We start from the raw sequence: 17,987 nt of genomic DNA, 5'->3' as shown, positions 1-17,987 counted from the left end.
TATGGAAAGTACACTGATAGAACTAAAGTTTTCGCTCGACACCTTTTATTTTTTAATTTGTGGCATATTAGTAATGTGGATGGCCGCAGGGTTTGCCATGCTAGAAGCGGGTTTAGTACGCTCAAAAAACACCACAGAAATATTAACTAAAAATATCGCCTTGTATTCAATTGCATGCACCATGTTTTTACTCGTTGGTTACAATATTATGTATGTAGGGAATACCGAGGGAGGCATCATTCCTTCATTTGGTGGCTTAATTGGTACACAAGCCGCTGATGCTGATCACTCTCTAGAATCTGATTTTTTCTTTCAAGTTGTTTTTGTTGCCACGGCTATGTCTATTGTCTCGGGTGCGGTGGCTGAGCGCATGAAGTTGTGGGCATTTTTGGTGTTTACCTTGGTGTTAACTGGGCTTATATATCCTATTGAGGGTTACTGGACTTGGGGCTCTGGATTTTTATCGTCAATGGGTTTTGTTGACTTTGCTGGCTCAGCAATAGTGCATGCAACCGGCGCATCAGCGGCATTAGCTGGCGTATTATTACTGGGTGCACGTAAAGGAAAATATGGTAAAAATGGCGAAATATACCCAATTCCAGGGTCAAACTTGCCTTTGGCAACGTTAGGTACGTTTATTTTATGGATGGGCTGGTTTGGTTTTAACGGCGGCTCGCAGCTACTAATATCAGATGCAGAAAACGCGACTGCTGTAGGAAAGATTTTATTAAACACCAATGCTGCTGCTGCAATGGGGGCTGTTTCAGCACTGTTTGTTTGTAAAGCATTATGGGGTAAAGCCGATTTAACTATGGTATTAAATGGCGCGTTAGCTGGGCTGGTTGTGATTACCGCCGATCCGCTTTCACCTTCACCATTGATGGCGTGTTTATTAGGGTTATTAGGCGGCTCATTAGTGGTATTTAGTATTGTTATACTTGATAAGGCAAAAATAGACGACCCAGTTGGCGCTATTTCTGTGCATGGCGTATGTGGAGTACTTGGTATTATGCTAGTACCAGTGACAAACGCCGAGGCAAACTTGGTAACTCAGTTAATAGGCTTGTTGTGTATTATTGGTTTTGTGTTTATTTCTTCGCTGCTGGTGTGGGCAATTTTAAAGCATACTATGGGCATTAGGGTTACCGAAGAAGAAGAGCTAAACGGTATGGATCAACACGATTGTGGCATTGACGCCTACCCAGAGTTTGTATCGGTTCGTAGTAATTAAATTTAAGTTATTGTGTGTTGTCCAAAGCGCTACTTAGGTAGCGCTTTTTTATTTCAGGGGAGGTTAACTTTAGTGCTGCTAAGATGGGTTGTTAATTTACCTTATAATGGTGAACTAGTAGGTGACTATGCTAAGCTCATGTCCGTAAAATAAACCTTGGAATAAATTACATTTAAATGGCTGATAACAAAAAAACACCGACAGGTAAAACCCCCACAAAGCGCAGCGCTAAACCCTCTAAAAGTACACCGCGTAACGGCGCTAAAAAAAGTACAAAAAACAAATCATCAGTTGCTCAGCGATCTTTACTCAATAAACTATGGTCTATTTTTTGGAAACTTAGTTTAGCGACATTTATTGCTATGGCGTTTTATTTTATTTACCTCGATGCAAAAATAACTCGTCAATTTGAAGGTAATAAATGGCAGCTTCCTGCGCAAGTTTATGCACGCTCGATGGCGTTTTACCCCGGGCAGTTCTTATCAAGCCAAGAGGTTATTTGGGAGTTAGAGCGGCTAAACTACTCAGCCGTTAATAGGTTAAGTCGTACAGGGCAATATGTTAAAACCGCCAACAGCATTAAAATATATCGTCGCGATTTTGAATTTTATGACGCGCTAGAACAAGCGCATATAATTGAACTGCGTTTTGCTGGGCAAAAAGTGGCTAGTATTAAAGACAAGTTTGGTCGGCGTTTAAACAACGCTAGGTTGGAGCCGGTGCAAATAGCGCGTATAGGTAACGATTCTAAACAAGATCGTGAATTTGTACCGCTGGATAAATTTCCGGCAATGCTAAAAGACACGCTTTTAGTGGTTGAAGATCGTAATTTTTATCAGCACCACGGCGTATCGGTATTTTCTATTTTACGTGCGTTGTACAGTAATATTCGTGCTGGACGAACAGTTCAGGGCGGCAGTACGCTAACGCAACAACTGGCTAAAAATATTTACTTAACCCGAGAGCGCTCACTTACACGAAAAATAAACGAAGCGTTTATTGCGCTTATTTTAGATTACCGTTATTCAAAAGATCAAATACTTGAAGCGTATTTAAATGAAGTATATTTAGGGCAGTCTTATAACCAAGGTGTACATGGTATGGGCTTGGCTGCTGAATTTTACTTTTCTAAACCAGTAGATGAGCTAGAGTACGATCAAATAGCGCTGCTGGTGGCTATGGTAAAAGGGCCGTCTTATTACAATCCACGTCGTTACGAAGAGCGCACAATGGAACGTCGTGACTTAGTGCTGCGCTTAATGGTTGAAGACAAACTTTTGAGTACTAATGAATACCGCGCTGCATTAAAACGTCCTTTGAATATAGCGCCAATGAAAGCCAGTTTACAAAAATCGTACCCAGGTTATTTAGAACTAGTAAATCGTGAACTCAAGCAGTTATTGCCCGATCAAAATGTGTTAGATGCCGGTGTTCGTGTGTTTACCTATTTTGACTTACAAAAACAAACGGCAATGGAAGAGTCGATTCAGGCAAGTTTGCCTTATTTAGAAAAACGCCCTAATACTCGCGCGCTTGAAGCGGCGATGATCTCAGTTAACGTAGAAAAAGGTGGCGTATCGGCATTAGTTTCTGGGCGCGATGTGCGTTATTCAGGCTTTAACCGAGTACTTGATACCAAACGTAATATTGGCTCATTAGTTAAGCCTGCGGTGTATTTAAGCGCGCTGCAGTTACCACATTATAACCTAGCCACTTTACTTGACGACTCACCGGTGCAAGTTACCAATGAGCAAGGTAAAGTATGGCAACCTGAAAACTACGATCGTCAATTTCGCGGATCGATCCCGTTATACAAAGCTTTTAGTCGCAGTATAAATATACCTGCGGTAAATCTTGGCCTTGATGTAGGGGTAGATAAAGTTGCAAATACACTAAGAGGGTTAGGCGCGCAGGGAAGAATTAACGAATACCCATCGTTGTTATTGGGGGCACTTGAAATGTCTAGTTTTGAGGTAGCACAATTGTACACAACCATTGCTGCCGATGGCGAATATAGAAAGTTAACCGCTATTTCTGCGTTAACCGACTCAATAGGCAAAGTATTGTATAAGCATGAAGTGAAATCTGAGCCGCGTTTTGCTAAAGATGCCATGTACATGACAAAATACGCAATGAAACGAGTGACTAAAGATGGCACCGCAAAACGGTTAAACTTACACTTTCCGTCGATTCAACTTGCGGGTAAAACGGGCACTAGTAACGATTTACGCGATAGCTGGTTTGCCGGGTTTGATCAAAACACAGTGACTGTTGCTTGGCTAGGCCGAGATGATAACAAAAGTACCGGCTTAACCGGTAGTGTAGGGGCTTTAGAGACCTATATTCGTTATTTAAAACCGCTAAATCCCGAAGCGATAGCCGATACTCGTCCTCCTTCAATTCGCTGGGCGTTTATTAACGAGCTAACGGGTAAACAAGCGCCACCAGGGTGCGGCAAAGTTATTCAGCTACCACTAAGAGCCAGTGAATTTGAACCAAGGCCGCAGTGTATTCGTTAAGCAGTTTTGAATAACTACAAGACATAAAAAAAGCCCGTTAGGGCTTTTTTTATTGGCTGAATAAAACTGATGTTTTACAGCTTAGCAAACGCGCGCTCTGCGGCTGCAATGGTATCTTTTATTTCTTGCTCGTTGTGCGCTGCACATACAAAGCCTGCTTCAAAAGCAGAGGGGGCTAAGTAAACACCTTCTTCAAGCATCAGGTGGAAAAAACGTTTAAAACGCTCTAAATCACACTCAGTAGCTTGTTTGTAAGTTGTTACTTTTTCAGCATCAGTAAAGAAAAAACCATACATGCCACCGGCGTAATTAGTGGTTAATGCAATGCCTGCTTTTTTAGCACCGGCTTCAAAGCCTTCACAAATTGCTTTACTGGTTGCTTCTAGTTTTGCATGTAAGCCTGGCTCGCTTAATAACTCTAGCGATTTTAAACCTGCAGCCATGGCAATTGGGTTACCCGACAATGTACCCGCCTGATAAACTGGGCCAACCGGTGCAATATAATCCATAATTTCGGTTTTGCCGCCAAAAGCGCCCACTGGCATGCCGCCGCCAATTACTTTACCTAAACAGGTTAAGTCTGGTTTTATATTGTAGTAGGCTTGTGCGCCGCCAAGTGCAACTCGAAACCCGGTCATTACTTCGTCAAAAATAAGTACCGATTTGTATTCGTCACAAACGTCGCGCAAACCTTCTAAAAATCCCGGAACCGGTGGAATACAGTTCATGTTACCAGCAACAGGCTCAACAATAATGCATGCAATTTCGTCGGCATATTTAGCAAAAATAGCTTTCACTTCATCTAAATTATTAAACGATACAGTAAGCGTATGTTTTGCAAAATCTTCAGGAATGCCCGGCGAATTAGGCACGCCCATAGTCAATGCGCCAGAGCCCGCTTTAACTAATAATGAGTCGGCATGGCCGTGGTAACAGCCTTCAAATTTAAGTATTTTATCGCGGCCAGTAAAACCACGCGCTAAGCGAATAGCGCTCATGGTGGCTTCTGTGCCTGAGCTAACCATACGTACTTTTTCGATTGATGGTACTAGCTCTTTTACTTTTTCAGCCATTAAAATTTCGGCTTCGGTAGGCGCGCCATAACTTAGGCCGTTTTCTACCGCGTCGTGTACTGCTTGTTTAATTGCAGGGTGGTTATGGCCCATGATCATAGGGCCCCAAGAGCCAACATAATCGATATAGCGATTACCATCGGCGTCAAATGTAAACGCACCCTCAGCTTTAGTGATAAATAGCGGTGTGCCGCCTACACCATTAAAAGCACGTACTGGTGAATTTACGCCACCAGGAATAGAAGCTTGAGCGCGTGCAAATAAGTCTTGGCTAATTGTCATGAAAAATCCTATTGTTTTGTCACAAAAAAAGTGGGTTTAGCTATCGCGTTTGCGGCTAAACCAAGGTACGTCTACTTCATACTGCTCGACTTTGTTTTCTACGCCGAGGGTTAAAGCAAACAGTGCCATACGAATTAATACGCCATTTTGTACTTGGCGAAATATAGCTAAATTGTCATTTGCGTTTAAGTCGTTATCTAGCTCGTTGGCTTCTAGGCGACTATCGCGTGGTAGCGGGTGCATTAACACTGAATTAGGTTTGCAATGTGCAGTGTAAATTGATTGACTAATTCTAAACCCACCACGGTATTTGTTGGCTTCTTCTTGCGAAGGAAAGCGCTCTTCTTGAATACGCGTTTGATAAACTATGTCGGCAGCTAAGTTACCTTCCATTTTGTTTACCAATTCAATTTTATGACCTGCATTATCTACTGCATCTAATATATAGCTAGGCATTTGTAGACCATCGGGTGCAACCATCGAGAATTTCACGTTTTTATAGTGGCATAATAGTTTTGATAAAGAGTGCACAGTGCGACCATATTTTAAATCGCCTACTAGTGCAATGTGCATACCATCTATGTTTTGCTCAAAACGGTTAAGCTCACGCTCAATGGTTAATAAATCGAGCAGTGCTTGAGTGGGGTGCTCGTTAGGGCCATCGCCACCATTAATCACAGGGATTGAGCAGCCTGTTGCAAATTCACTTACCGAACCTGCATCGGGGTGGCGCATAGCGACAGCATCGGCATACGCCGAAATAACACGGGCGGTGTCGTAAAGCGACTCGCCTTTAGCGAGCGCTGAGCTTTGCATGCCGGTTGTTTCGCGAACGAGTCCGCCGAGTAAGTTAAAAGCGGTGCCAAAGCTTACGCGTGTGCGTGTGCTAGGTTCAAAAAATAAGTTGGCTAAAATGGCACCTTCTAGCACGTTAGTACGCTTTTGTTTTTTAGCGTAGGGTTCCATTTTTTTAGCTACTGCAAATATACGTTCAATACAGTCTCTGTCGAGTTGATTAACTGAGAGTATATTTTCACCTTGGAAACTTAACATGGGGTTATTCCTACTTATTCAAAAAGGCGCGATAATCCTTAAAGGAGCACGCAATCGCGCATATTATAGCAAAGTTACTTAGCTAGTTGGCAGAGTAAATTACCTAGAAACATTTTATTATAAACTGGGTTTTATTACCGCCAGTGCCACTATTATTAATAGTGCTATAACGGGTAACTCATTAAAAATACGATAAAAACGGTCACTTTTAGTGTTACGGTCATGTTTAAAATCAGCTAAAAGCTTAAAACAGTAACCATGGTATAGGTATAAAATAATTACTAGCACTAGTTTATAATGCAACCACATGCTGTACTTAAACCAATCGCGGCCATATTCAACTATAGTGAGTACACCAAATACCGCGGTTAACACGGCAAACGGAGTGACAAAAAAAAGCAGCCTACGTTCCATTACTTTAAGCATAGAGTTGCATGCCCTTTCTTCGCTCATAGCGTGGTACACAAATAACCGTGGTAAGTAAAAAATACCGGCAAACCAGGCAATCATAAAAAATATATGCAAGGTTTTGTAAATTAATAATGCGCTCATATTACCCTCATTTAAATTAAAGTAAGCTGTTACGAATGGTTAAAATATGATGGATTTGATCCCAACGTAGTAATCCCATAATTTGTTGATTATCTAATAAGTTATATACATACAATGCGCCACTGCGCTTATCATTTAATAGCTCAAAGGCATCAGCTAAAGTGGCTTGGCTGCTAATACCGGCCAAACTAATATAGCTAAGGTTAGTTGCTTGATCCGACATTAAGCTCAAGTCATATTCAGCCAATCGGTAACCATTTTCTTCATCAAATACAATTAATGGGGTTTGGCTGTCCATCGCATCAAGGGTGTTTTTTATTTGCTGTTTATCGTCGGAGTAAAGCAACTTAAAGTCTTCATCCATTTCATCCATTACCCCTACTTTTTGTAGTGCCTCAGTAGCGGGAGATACCTGGTAAGGTAACTCTTGAAAATCCAGCTGTTGTAAAAATATCGAGCGATTACCAAACACTTGCAGCGCGGTAACATAAGCGGTGGTAATAACTATCATTGCAGGCACTATTATTTCTGGAGACGAAGTGAGCTCCATCACTGTGGTTAAAGCCGCAAGCGGTGCATGCAGCGTTGCTGCTAATAATCCTGCCATGCCAAGTACACCATAAGTTCCTGCTATATCTGTACCTGGGCTAATAAACTGGGCAAAAAAGGCCATTAAAGTGCCAATTAAAACCCCCAGCCCTATAACCGGTCCAATTAAACCACCGGGAATACCCAAACCTATCGCAAATAATGTGGCGAGTAACTTAGCAATTAAAATAGTAGTTAATAATTGCATGTCTTCAGGGGATTCAACCGCAATAGTTATCGCACTCATACCCGACCCCATAGCTTGGGGGACGGTATACGCAATTAAGCTGGCAATACAGCCAGCAATAAGTAAGCGAGGAAACATGCTAAGTGGTTTAAACGTTTTAATAATTAACATTAAGTTTTGATTAAAACTATAGGCTATTGCGCCCAGCGCCATGCCACACAGTATTAAGTACGGGTAATGCCAGCCACTTAACGGAGCAATGCTTATAAGTGCTAACTCTGAGCCTTCGCCAAATACAAATTGGGTTGCTAAAGCGCCAGTAACAGCTGCAAGCATAATTGGCACAAATATATGTACTTTATATTCTCGAAGTACTACTTCCATTACAAAAATAACCGCTGCTAACGGCGTGTTAAACGAGGCGGCAATACCAGCTGCAATGCCACAGCCACTAAGGGTACGCATGGCGTTATGAGGTAAGTGCAATTTAGTTGCTAAGATACTTGCCCCCGTAGCACCTAAATGCACCGAAGGCCCTTCGCGCCCCACCGAAAAGCCGCTGATCAGAGCCAGTGCACCACCAACAAATTGGTTTAGGGTGTTATATATTGGCATTTGCCCGTAATGACGTTTAATACGGTGAATTACAAACGGAATACCCAAGCGATAATGTTTAAAGCCAGTAAAGGCCGCAAAAAGCGCAATTAAGAGTGCCGCAATAAGGGGCATTAATACGCGTTCTAAAGTGGGGAGGGTGGTAAAGTCGTCGGGAGTTTCTAAAAATATACTTTGAAAAAAAAGAATCGTTAAGCGAAATAAAATAATAAAAAATGCAGCTATTAATCCGGCACTTACGCCTAATAAGCATAATTGTACGGATGTTTTAGGTTTGGCTAATCGACGCCTGAGTTGCTCAAGCCACATGCTTTATTTCCCCGCAGCATTTTTCAGCGGCCATTTTAGCAAAAGCCAAACGCTAAGTCGTTGTGATTTTGTAAAATAATTACATTTATAGAAAAGTTAACGTTAAAATACGCAAATAAGCGACGCTGGACTCAATATTTAGGTTTAGTTTGCTACTAACAGCAGCGAGTGCCTGCAACCTTTATTTTACTATACTTGATTAAAACACTCGGGTATTAGATAATCACAGCATTACGATATTGAGGGTTTTAAAATGTCTGAAGAATTACCAATTAAGTTCACTGACGCGGCAGCCGATCGTGTTAAACAGTTAATCGATGAAGAAGAAAATCCAGAACTTAAATTACGCGTATATGTAACGGGTGGTGGTTGTTCTGGTTTTCAGTACGGTTTTACCTTTGATGAAAAGGCCAATCCAGGTGATTTAGAAATCGTCAAAAATGGCGTGATGCTGGTGGTTGATCCGATGAGTTTACAATATTTAGTAGACGGCGAAGTTGATTACACTGAAGGATTAGAAGGCGCACGCTTTTTTGTAACTAATCCTCATGCAACTACAACCTGTGGTTGTGGTTCAAGCTTTACTATTTAACAAGGGTCTGTTGATCTTTCAAGGTTAAATTTGCAGCAGTCTGTTTGGTGTTTAGGCAAGGCAGAGCCTATGTGGTGTGGTTATTCCCCATAAATAGGCGATAACGTAGCATCAATGCCAAACAGGCGCTGCCCGAAGGGTTCTGCCTAGGGGCAATTAACTCTTTGTTGCTCGGTTTTTACTTAGCCCACTAGGTTACAAACCTAGCGCCGCGATTAAATTGCCCCTAGTTGGAACAAATATTAACCCGCAAAGGTCAACAAACCCTGGGTAAACAATAAAATATTAAAGCCGCTTTTGCGGCTTTTTTAATGCCTAAAATTCGCTAGGAGTGAATTCGGTTATTTGCATCATTAATATAAAAAAGCCAAGTACAAAAGTAGAAAACGCGAGTATATATACAAAGCCTCTTTTGCCTTTTTTAATAGGCACACCATGGTGGCGAAGAAAAAAACACCAGCCTAAGCACAGTATAATAGGAAGTAAAAAAAGTAGCCTGAACATTATTTAGCCTTTTAGGGTGCTCGTTATTGATTAAGCATAAACATGTAACACTAAAATGGAACAAAATTGTTACAAATATTTATTAATGGTTTAAGCTATCTATTCAGGCTTGGTAAATATATATTCATTATTTAACCTGTGCCGAATGTAATTAGCCATTTTACCAATGAGTTAATAGTATACAATATATAAGAATGAGACGGGCAAAATTTCATTCACCACCACAATAAGTAAGTATTATTTATAGCGTTTTTTAGCTCACAATGAGTAATTAGTAATTAGTAATTAGTAAAGCTGAGTTGCAATCAATGCCCAATTAGGCTGTTGTGCAGTGTACTCACTGAGCGCTATTAATAAATTGCATCAATTAGTATTTACACCGCATTAAGTAGGAGATGTACATGATGGGTAAAACAGTTTCATCAGAAGAAAATGCAAAACTGACCAAATGGCTTAAAAGTAAACGTCATGACAAAGGGCATACAATGCGTAGTTTAGCGCAGTTATTAGGCACACCACATTCGTTTATTGGCAAAATTGAAAACCAAGAGCGCCGCTTAGATGTAATTGAATTTGTGCGCTACTGTAATGCACTCGAAGTTGATCCGCATGAGGCATTAAACTTACTTAAAGTTGATTAATAGCCGCAAGTTACTTGGCATATTTTAATGCACCTTTAAATATGCCAAGTAAATAATTTATTTTAAGTATTGAGTTTAAGTATTTTGGTGATAATTACGCTCTAGCTGATACAGTTTATGACGAATTAAGTATAAAAATATCAACGATGGCAACACCATTAATGCAGTAAGAATAAAAAATAGCGACCAGTTACCCGCCAGCCAATCATCTATTACTACCCCACTGTAACTCGACAGTAAAGTACGCCCTAAATTACCCAGCGACGCAAGTAACGCATAATGTGTTGCACTAAATGCTCTATCGCATAGCATGGATATAAATGCCACCATAGCTACTAGCGACCATGCCTGAGTAAAACCATCAACCACAATAGCCATGGCGTATAAATGCTCTTGTGGGCCGGCAAGTGCAATCCAAGAAAACATTAAATTAGATGCCGCCATTGCCACACCACTAATAAATAAGCCTTTAACAATGCCGTATTTATGATTAAAAATACTGCCTAAAAAGGCAAATACGATGGTAATTAATCCGGTGCCTAGCTTAGAGTAATTGGCTATTTGGGTATTACTAAAGCCAACCTCTTTATAAAATACAATCGACATGCGAGCTAAAAACGCTTCGCCAATTTTAAATAAGAAAATAAATGCAAGCAGTGCCAACGCGGTTTTAACGCCATTTTTAGCAAAAAAGGTTTTAAACGGATCAACCACAGTAACTGCAAGCCAAGCGAGTGTTTTAGTTAATGGTGTTTGCTTGCTGGCGGCAAGTTTTTCAAGGTATACCCGCTCAAGCTCAGCGTGCACTGCTTCGCGGTTTGATTCGGGTTCTTTTGCCCAAAATACACAGCTCATTAGTAGCAGCATTATGGCGGATAAAAAGTAGTATACTTGCGGCCAATCTATCGAAGGTATATCGGCCATATAAAACGGAATGGCCCCAAGTAGCGCATAACCCGACCACCAACCCGAGGTTGCCATGGCAGCGGCGGCGGTCGCTTTGTGAGATTCATTTTCGCCCAGGGCGTCTATTCTAAAAGCGTCAATAGCAATATCTTGAGTGGCAGAGGCTATGGCTATTAATAAACAAAGTGCGGCGACGAGCGCTAAATTGGCTTTTAAATCAAGCCCTGCTAATAGCAGTGTGCCAAGTAAAATAAAGCTTTGGCAAAACAGTATCCAGCTTCGGCGTTGGCCTAACCATTTGTATAAAAAGGGTAGTTTGGTACGATCAATTAACGGCGACCATAAAAAGTTAATGCTGTAAGCGCCAAACACAATGCCAAATAAGCCAATCATACTGCGGCTTAAGCCTTCGTCTTTTAGCCATGCCGACATTACAGAGCCAATCAGCACCCATGGAAAACCACTACTCATACCAAATATAAAAATATTGATAAGGCGTTTGTCTTTAAAATAAGAAAAATATTCGCGAATAGAGAGTGTTTTGCTCATAGGGCCTTCATTGGCTTTAACACAGAGCAGCTAGGCTGCTCTTTTAATTGTTACAGGGGAACTTGTTCAAGTAATTTAATATTTAAAATAACTACAGGCTCTTTGGGTACAAAGTCGTAGCCAATTTTTTCGTTAAATCCGGTTTTTACCGCCATAATTTTATCTAGCGTGTCGTAGCCGTCCATTACATTGCCAAATACCGCAAACCCCCATTCTCTGCCAGGGTTTAAATGGTCGTTATCGTCCATATTAAAAAAGAATTGGCGCGTTCCTGAATGAGGTTGGCGGTCTTGATACGCCATAGCTATGCTATACATATCGTTTTTTAAGCCATTACCGCTTTCGTTAAAAATAGGATCGTTTTCGTGTAGTCCATCGTAGTCTTTATCGTAGCCGCCACCTTGAATAACAAAGTCGCGGTCGTTTTCTACATCACGCTCAATACGATGAAACACACTGCCTTGATAGCTTTTATCCATTACGTAGGTTAAAAAGTTATTTGCAGTAATGGGGGCTTTAGAGCGGTCAAGCTCAATCACTATGCTACCCAGTGAAGTGACTATTTCAACACGCGGAAAAATATTATCTTTTTGTACAAAACGGCCTTCTTTAGCAGCAAGCGTAGTGGTACTAAAGAATAGGCTTAAGCAGATTAAAAAAAGTCGTTTCATTGTTAACCTTCTAAAAATTCTATTAATTCAGGGTCAGATACAATGCGGGTAATAATTTGCTCAGTCAACTTATTAAGCTGACCTTCTATTTTTGCTCTGTCGTGCCCCAGTGGCCCTGCTAAATTAGCATTGCCTCGGTATACTTTGCTAAAGTTACTGGTAGCGCGAATAACACGCACGCCAAACTCTATAGAAGCCGCGCTGGTGTGGCTCATTAGTTTTTCGGTAACAACTGCTTGCAAAGCATGAATATCTACTTCAAAGCGCACCGTGGCTAAGTTAGAAATGCTGGCACCGTTACGACTTAGGGCGCTGTCGAGCGCACTTTTTACTGAGGCTGTAATACCATGGCTGGCAAAAGTTTTGGTTTTGTCAGACTCTATAAGTTTTAAGGTGGCAGTATCGCCTCTTAAATCAATTACACTGGTACTTAAGCTGCTGTTGATTGAACTTATTTGCCCATTTTTATAAACAGGATTAAGTATTATCTGATTTGGCTGATTACTACATGCAGGCAGTGCCAAAAACACCAACCAAGGTAAAAGGTATTTTATAATTTGCATTTATAACATTCCGGTATTTTTTGTGGCACTAAGTACAACAAACTTTTTGTTAGAACCTAGTAGCTTGCAGTTACCAAACATACGGTTTAGTTTGTCGTGGTAATCTAAATGACGGTTACCAATAATACGCAATTCGCCACCTTCTTTTAAAGTATCTTTTGCTTCTTTAAACATTTGCCATGCAATGTGGTCGGTAACCGCTTGAGCTTGATGAAATGGCGGGTTACATAGCACCATATCAACACTGTCGCGCTCAAATCCCGATAAACAGTCATTTTCAACAAATGAACATTGCTCATATTTAGCTTCCATATTGAGCTCTACATTCAAGCGTGCCGATTCAACGGCCATATACGACTCATCAACAAAAGTAATATTTGCATTTGGGCAACGCGATAATGCCATTAAACCCACCACGCCATTACCACAGCCTAAATCAATAATGCTTTTAGCTTTATTGGTTTCTGGTAAGTAGTTAAAAAAGAACCGTGCGCCAATATCTAATGAATCACGCGAAAACACATTTGCATGGTTACTAATAGTAAAGTCAGTGCCTTCAAGTGGCCAATTTACCGGAAAATCAGCGGCTTTATACCCACCTTGTGCGTGGCTTATAATTAAGCGTGACTTTTTAACCGCTAAACTTGTTTTTGTTTCGCCAATAAACTGCTCAAACGCTTTAATTGTTGAATTATGCACATCTTTTGTTTTTGCCGCGGCAATAACAGGCGTTCCGGGTGCAAGCACTTCGCTAAGCTCAGACAGTTGATACTGTAAAAAGCCTAATGTGCGTGGCACTTTTATAAGTACCAAATCAACTTGTTCAGGTAAAGCCGATAAACTATCGAGCTGGCTAAAGGTAATAGCAGGTATTTTATTCTCTGCTAAGTTATAAGCTGCTGCTTGGTGGCTAATATAAGAGTCGTTTACTGAACAAACAGTTAATTGCTTGTGGCTAAAATAACAAGAAAGCGCGCCAAAACTATCATTTAAAATCAGCAAAGAGCGACAATCAGGATGATGTTCGCTAACATAGTCGATTAAATATTCGTCGGCTGAATCCCAAGCTTGTAAGCTGCGGTTTTTTTGATCCAAAGGAAAGCGTTCAAGAGTAAAGGTTTTATCGCCGAGCTGTGCTTGCATGGTCATAATAGTTTAGTGATCAGTAATCAAATGATAGGTAAATTCTAACATGCAACGGCCAAACGCCAACCCCCAACTGTTACCAAATGGCTTTTCTTATCAAAGTAGGGCGCTTAGTGCACAAAAAAGCCTCGATTTGTTCTACTATTTACAGCAAAACCTGTGTTGGCAGCAGCCTAATGTTACGGTTTACAATAAAACGGGGCCAATTCCTCGGCTGCAGTGTTTTATCAGTGAAAACAATATTGAGTATGGTTATTCTCACAGTAAGTTAATAGTAGAGCCTTGGCCTGATGTTTTACTGGCGATGCGCAAACGTTTAGAGCGGCATTTAAACCAGCCATTAAATTCACTATTAGTAAATTATTACCGCGATGGTAACGATACTATGGGGTGGCATAGCGACGATGAAGCAGAGCTTGGCCATCAACCTACTATCGTTTGTATATCGCTTGGGGCTGAGCGAGTATTAAAACTAAAACACAAAGCTAGCAATAAAGTTACTAATTTAAAGCTACATAGCGGCAGCTGTTTAATTATGAGTGGCAATAGTCAGCGCGACTATCAACACGCTATTGCTAAGCAAACTACCTTGGCTCATCCGCGAATAAGTTTAACCTTTCGCTTGATAAAGCGTTAGCCATTAGGCTTAGCAAGTTGCTATAGTGGGCTTATAAATAAGTAACAATAATGGTTTATGTCATGCAGCAACAAATTCAACAAAAAATCAGCGATGCAATTGCCTGTAAGCATTTAAATGTAATTAACGAAAGCCATATGCACAGTGCTGGCAGCGACTCGCATTTTAAAGTGATAGTGGTTAGCGAAGAGTTTGCTGGTAAGCGCTTATTACAGCGCCATCGCGAAATTAATGAAATTTTAAAAGATGAATTAGCCAATCATATTCATGCACTGGCTATTCATACTTATACGCCAGATGAGTTTGCTGAACATAATGGTGAAGCGCCTGATTCACCCAATTGTATGGGTGGCTCTAAGTCAGCTTAAACAATTAATAGCGATTTGATTGATGTTTACACTCAAGATTAACTGATCAGATCAGTGTTTTTAGTATTAGCCTTTAAACTAGCGCTAATTTTTATTGTAAAGATATAGGATGATCAATGGTCATTAAGCCTAAAATTCGTGGATTTATCTGCACCAATGCCCACCCAGTGGGCTGTAGCGAACATGTTCAAGAACAAATTAATTATGTAAAGCAACAAGGTGCATTAAAAAATGCGCCTAAAAATGTATTAGTTATTGGTGCCTCTACAGGCTATGGCCTTGCATCGCGTATTACTGCGGCGTTTGGTGGCGGTGCTAAAACATTAGGTATTTTCTTTGAAAAAGAAGGCACTGAGCGCAAAACGGGTTCTGCAGGTTGGTACAATACAGCTGCATTTCAAAATGCTGCAGACGAAGCAGGCCTTTGGTCAAAAAATATTAATGGCGATGCGTTCTCAAACGAAATTAAGCAAAAAGCAATTGATACTATTAAAGCCGATTTAGGCAAAGTAGATTTAATTATTTACAGCTTAGCGTCTCCGCGTCGTACCGATCCTAATACCGGTGAAGTGTTCTCATCTACGCTTAAGCCAATTGGTAATGCAGTTACAACTAAAAATCTGAATACCTCAAAGCGTGAAATTGATGAAATAACCGTTGAAGCGGCAAACCAAGATGATATCGACAATACTATTAAAGTAATGGGCGGTGAAGATTGGGAAATGTGGATTGATGCACTAAAACAAGCCGATGTGCTAGCCGATAACTTCAAAACCACTGCTTATACCTACATAGGTAAAGAGCTAACATGGCCAATATACGGGCATGCAACGATTGGTAAAGCAAAAGAAGATTTGGATCGTGCAACGGCTGCTATTAAAGCTTCGACTAGTGATTTAAATGGCGAAGCGTATGTATCGTCACTTAATGCGGTAGTAACACAAGCTAGCTCGGCTATTCCTATTATGCCTTTGTATATTTCTGCTTTATTTAAAGTAATGAAAGCCGATGGCACCTACGAAGGTACTATTGAGCAAATACAGGCGTTATTTAGCGAAAACTTATACGGCGACACGCCACGTTTTGACGAAGGCGGTCATTTATTCCAAAACTATAAAGAGCTAGAAGATGACGTACAAGCACGTATTCAAGCTATTTGGGATAAAGTAGATACTAGTAGCATTGATGAACTAACCGATTATGTTGGTTATCATAATGAGTTTTTACGCTTGTTTGGTTTTGGTATACAAGGCGTTGATTATGAGCAAGAGGTTGACCCTGTTCAGCCTATTGCGAATATGATTGACTAATCAATTGTACAAAACAGTTTGAAAAGTCGCCTAGTGCGACTTTTTTATTACTGATTTTTTTATAAAAATAATGTTTCTTAGTAAACGTACAACTTTGGTCTAGCTTGAATTTTATTAAATAGCTACATCAAGCGTAAATAAGTCTTTCTCTGGTATAATTTTTATAAATACACTCGCATAGTGTTGCACAATGATGTTAAAATCATAGCAATATGTGAGGAGTTTTACTGCGTTGCTTGTTTAGTATTTATAGCAAGTTAGTTTTACACAACTTGTTATAGTTAATATGGCGACGTGGTTGATACGATTTTTCAGTTTCTTTCCGTTAATGTAGTGCAAGTGCGTATGATCAATATAAAAAAAGGTCTGGACTTACCCATAGAGGGCGCTCCTCAGCAAGTTATTCATGATGGTTCTACCGTCAAACGTGTAGCTGTGCTAGGTGAAGAATTTATTGGTATGCGTCCAACCATGCATGTTCGTGTGGATGACCAAGTGAAAAAAGGCCAGGTACTTTTTGAAGATAAAAAGAACCCAGGTGTATTATTTACTGCTCCAGCTTCTGGCACAGTAAAAGAAATTAATCGTGGTGCTAAACGTGTACTGCAATCTGTTGTTATTGAAGTTAACGGCAGTGAGCAAATCACCTTTGGTACTTTTTCTGATGCCGAGCTTTCGAGCTTAGATCGTGAAAAAGCCAAAGAAGTACTTATACAGTCTGGTCAATGGACAGCACTTCGTGCTCGCCCATTCAGTAAAGTAGCGGCAGTGGATGCAAATCCTAGCTCTATTTTTGTGACCGCAATCGACACTAATCCACTTGCTGCAGATCCTGCGGTAATTATTGCTGAAAATGTGCAAGCATTCGAAGCAGGTTTAGCTGTTGTGTCGCGTTTAACCGACGGTAAAGTATTTGTTTGTAAACAAGCAGGTAGCCAAGTTCCTAGCTCATCTATAGCTCAAGTAGAAGTACATGAGTTTGGTGGTGTGCATCCGGCTGGCCTTGTTGGCACACATATCCATCATCTTGATGCAGTATCTATTAGCAAGCAGGTTTGGCATATTGGTTACCAAGACGTTATCGCCTTTGGTCACTTATTCCTTACCGGTGAAATTTACACTGATCGTGTAATTTCTCTTGCAGGTCCTCGCGTTAAAAACCCTCGTTTAGTGAAAACACAATTAGGTGCTTCATTGGATGATTTAGTTGCTGGCGAATTAGAAGACGGTGATAACCGTGTTATTTCTGGTTCAGTATTGTCAGGTTCTATTTCAAACGGTGTTCATGCATTCTTAGGTCGTTACCACGTTCAAGTATCTGTTTTACTTGAAGGTCGCGAAAAAGAATTGTTTGGTTGGATTGCACCAGGTAGTGATAAATTTTCCGTAACGCGTACCTTTATTTCTCACCTTGCACCGAGTCGTTTATTTAAAATGACAACGTCAACAGGTGGTTCAAAACGTGCCATGGTACCAATTGGTAGCTATGAGCGTGTAATGCCGTTAGATATTTTGCCAACTCTATTATTACGCGACCTATTGTCACGCGATGTAGACAGTGCAATGTCATTAGGCGCGCTTGAACTAGATGAAGAAGATTTAGCGTTATGTACCTTCGTTTGTCCGGGCAAATACGAGTATGGCGCAGCCCTACGCGATTGCTTAACTACGATCGAGAAGGAAGGCTAGAG

Annotated in this window: 17 protein-coding genes; 8 read left to right on the top strand and 9 right to left on the bottom strand. The window is 40.7% G+C overall.

The window, feature by feature from the left end; genetic code table 11:
- Position 1: 1 nt before the first annotated feature.
- Entirely contained in the window at positions 2–1,231 is a 1,230-nt protein-coding gene (locus PNIG_RS12750; RefSeq protein WP_089368641.1) for an ammonium transporter, read from the top strand.
- Positions 1,232–1,407: 176 nt separating this feature from the next.
- Entirely contained in the window at positions 1,408–3,750 is a 2,343-nt protein-coding gene (gene mrcB, locus PNIG_RS12745; protein ID WP_089368640.1) for a penicillin-binding protein 1B, read from the top strand.
- 74 nt (positions 3,751–3,824) lie between these two features.
- Here the strand turns inward: mrcB and hemL are convergent, their stop codons facing one another.
- The 4 genes from hemL to PNIG_RS12725 all read right to left on the bottom strand — a co-directional run bounded on the left by hemL (position 3,825) and on the right by PNIG_RS12725 (position 8,409).
- A complete protein-coding gene (hemL, locus tag PNIG_RS12740; RefSeq protein WP_011328912.1) occupies positions 3,825–5,105 on the bottom strand; it encodes a glutamate-1-semialdehyde 2,1-aminomutase in 1,281 nt (426 codons plus the stop codon).
- Positions 5,106–5,141: 36 nt separating this feature from the next.
- Positions 5,142–6,158: an aspartate carbamoyltransferase gene (locus PNIG_RS12735; protein WP_011328911.1), complete on the bottom strand. Its 1,017-nt coding sequence runs from the start codon at positions 6,156–6,158 to the stop codon at positions 5,142–5,144.
- 117 nt (positions 6,159–6,275) lie between these two features.
- A complete protein-coding gene (locus PNIG_RS12730; protein ID WP_011328910.1) occupies positions 6,276–6,710 on the bottom strand; it encodes a CopD family protein in 435 nt (144 codons plus the stop codon).
- 16 nt (positions 6,711–6,726) lie between these two features.
- On the bottom strand, positions 6,727–8,409 hold the full coding sequence (locus tag PNIG_RS12725; RefSeq protein WP_089368639.1) for a chloride channel protein: 1,683 nt from the start codon (positions 8,407–8,409) through the stop codon (positions 6,727–6,729).
- A 253-nt stretch (positions 8,410–8,662) separates the two neighbouring features.
- Between PNIG_RS12725 and erpA the strand changes: the two genes are divergently transcribed.
- Positions 8,663–9,001 (top strand): iron-sulfur cluster insertion protein ErpA, encoded by a 339-nt coding sequence (gene erpA, locus PNIG_RS12720; protein ID WP_011328908.1) that lies wholly within the window; start codon positions 8,663–8,665, stop codon positions 8,999–9,001.
- 315 nt (positions 9,002–9,316) lie between these two features.
- Here the strand turns inward: erpA and PNIG_RS20205 are convergent, their stop codons facing one another.
- The gene (locus tag PNIG_RS20205) at positions 9,317–9,505 is read right to left on the bottom strand and encodes a hypothetical protein (RefSeq protein ID WP_011328907.1); all 189 of its coding nucleotides are present in this window, start codon (positions 9,503–9,505) and stop codon (positions 9,317–9,319) included.
- A gap of 401 nt (positions 9,506–9,906) precedes the next feature.
- Here PNIG_RS20205 and PNIG_RS12710 point away from each other — a divergent pair, with 401 nt between their 5' ends.
- The gene (locus tag PNIG_RS12710; RefSeq protein WP_011328906.1) at positions 9,907–10,146 is read left to right on the top strand and encodes a helix-turn-helix domain-containing protein; all 240 of its coding nucleotides are present in this window, start codon (positions 9,907–9,909) and stop codon (positions 10,144–10,146) included.
- Between the two features lie 75 nt (positions 10,147–10,221).
- Here PNIG_RS12710 and PNIG_RS12705 read toward each other — a convergent pair whose 3' ends face one another.
- Genes PNIG_RS12705 through PNIG_RS12690 form a run of 4 tightly spaced genes read right to left on the bottom strand, consistent with a single transcriptional unit; the run spans position 10,222 to position 13,984 of the window.
- Positions 10,222–11,601: an AmpG family muropeptide MFS transporter gene (locus PNIG_RS12705; protein ID WP_011328905.1), complete on the bottom strand. Its 1,380-nt coding sequence runs from the start codon at positions 11,599–11,601 to the stop codon at positions 10,222–10,224.
- Between the two features lie 50 nt (positions 11,602–11,651).
- Entirely contained in the window at positions 11,652–12,272 is a 621-nt protein-coding gene (locus PNIG_RS12700) for a peptidylprolyl isomerase (protein WP_086993910.1), read from the bottom strand.
- A 2-nt stretch (positions 12,273–12,274) separates the two neighbouring features.
- Positions 12,275–12,835 carry a YajG family lipoprotein gene (locus PNIG_RS12695; protein WP_011328903.1) on the bottom strand — a complete coding sequence of 187 codons (561 nt, stop codon included), beginning with the start codon at positions 12,833–12,835 and terminating at the stop codon, positions 12,275–12,277.
- Positions 12,836–13,984 (bottom strand): methyltransferase, encoded by a 1,149-nt coding sequence (locus PNIG_RS12690; protein WP_011328902.1) that lies wholly within the window; start codon positions 13,982–13,984, stop codon positions 12,836–12,838.
- Between the two features lie 43 nt (positions 13,985–14,027).
- Here PNIG_RS12690 and PNIG_RS12685 point away from each other — a divergent pair, with 43 nt between their 5' ends.
- The 4 genes from PNIG_RS12685 to PNIG_RS12670 all read left to right on the top strand — a co-directional run bounded on the left by PNIG_RS12685 (position 14,028) and on the right by PNIG_RS12670 (position 17,985).
- Positions 14,028–14,618, top strand: coding sequence for an alpha-ketoglutarate-dependent dioxygenase AlkB family protein (locus PNIG_RS12685; protein WP_011328901.1), 591 nt, complete (start codon positions 14,028–14,030; stop codon positions 14,616–14,618).
- Positions 14,619–14,680: 62 nt separating this feature from the next.
- A complete protein-coding gene (locus PNIG_RS12680; RefSeq protein WP_011328900.1) occupies positions 14,681–14,986 on the top strand; it encodes a BolA family protein in 306 nt (101 codons plus the stop codon).
- Between the two features lie 116 nt (positions 14,987–15,102).
- A complete protein-coding gene (gene fabV / locus PNIG_RS12675) occupies positions 15,103–16,296 on the top strand; it encodes an enoyl-ACP reductase FabV (protein ID WP_086993907.1) in 1,194 nt (397 codons plus the stop codon).
- Between the two features lie 345 nt (positions 16,297–16,641).
- On the top strand, positions 16,642–17,985 hold the full coding sequence (locus PNIG_RS12670; RefSeq protein ID WP_011328898.1) for a Na(+)-translocating NADH-quinone reductase subunit A: 1,344 nt from the start codon (positions 16,642–16,644) through the stop codon (positions 17,983–17,985).
- The last annotated feature ends 2 nt before the right edge of the window (positions 17,986–17,987 follow it).

Source organism: Pseudoalteromonas nigrifaciens, assembly GCF_002221505.1.
Lineage (GTDB): Bacteria > Pseudomonadota > Gammaproteobacteria > Enterobacterales > Alteromonadaceae > Pseudoalteromonas > Pseudoalteromonas nigrifaciens.
This window is presented reverse-complemented; position numbering and strand designations above follow the sequence as displayed.

Bases quoted from the DNA above. Each gene is read 5' to 3' on its own strand.
- PNIG_RS12750 (WP_089368641.1), top strand. From the start codon at position 2: ATGGAAAGTACACTGATAGAACTAAAGTTTTCGCTCGACACCTTTTAT.
- mrcB (WP_089368640.1), top strand. From the start codon at position 1,408: ATGGCTGATAACAAAAAAACACCGACAGGTAAAACCCCCACAAAGCGC.
- hemL (WP_011328912.1), bottom strand. From the start codon at position 5,105: ATGACAATTAGCCAAGACTTATTTGCACGCGCTCAAGCTTCTATTCCT.
- PNIG_RS12735 (WP_011328911.1), bottom strand. From the start codon at position 6,158: ATGTTAAGTTTCCAAGGTGAAAATATACTCTCAGTTAATCAACTCGAC.
- PNIG_RS12730 (WP_011328910.1), bottom strand. From the start codon at position 6,710: ATGAGCGCATTATTAATTTACAAAACCTTGCATATATTTTTTATGATT.
- PNIG_RS12725 (WP_089368639.1), bottom strand. From the start codon at position 8,409: ATGTGGCTTGAGCAACTCAGGCGTCGATTAGCCAAACCTAAAACATCC.
- erpA (WP_011328908.1), top strand. From the start codon at position 8,663: ATGTCTGAAGAATTACCAATTAAGTTCACTGACGCGGCAGCCGATCGT.
- PNIG_RS20205 (WP_011328907.1), bottom strand. From the start codon at position 9,505: ATGTTCAGGCTACTTTTTTTACTTCCTATTATACTGTGCTTAGGCTGG.
- PNIG_RS12710 (WP_011328906.1), top strand. From the start codon at position 9,907: ATGATGGGTAAAACAGTTTCATCAGAAGAAAATGCAAAACTGACCAAA.
- PNIG_RS12705 (WP_011328905.1), bottom strand. From the start codon at position 11,601: ATGAGCAAAACACTCTCTATTCGCGAATATTTTTCTTATTTTAAAGAC.
- PNIG_RS12700 (WP_086993910.1), bottom strand. From the start codon at position 12,272: ATGAAACGACTTTTTTTAATCTGCTTAAGCCTATTCTTTAGTACCACT.
- PNIG_RS12695 (WP_011328903.1), bottom strand. From the start codon at position 12,835: ATGCAAATTATAAAATACCTTTTACCTTGGTTGGTGTTTTTGGCACTG.
- PNIG_RS12690 (WP_011328902.1), bottom strand. From the start codon at position 13,984: ATGACCATGCAAGCACAGCTCGGCGATAAAACCTTTACTCTTGAACGC.
- PNIG_RS12685 (WP_011328901.1), top strand. From the start codon at position 14,028: ATGCAACGGCCAAACGCCAACCCCCAACTGTTACCAAATGGCTTTTCT.
- PNIG_RS12680 (WP_011328900.1), top strand. From the start codon at position 14,681: ATGCAGCAACAAATTCAACAAAAAATCAGCGATGCAATTGCCTGTAAG.
- fabV (WP_086993907.1), top strand. From the start codon at position 15,103: ATGGTCATTAAGCCTAAAATTCGTGGATTTATCTGCACCAATGCCCAC.
- PNIG_RS12670 (WP_011328898.1), top strand. From the start codon at position 16,642: ATGATCAATATAAAAAAAGGTCTGGACTTACCCATAGAGGGCGCTCCT.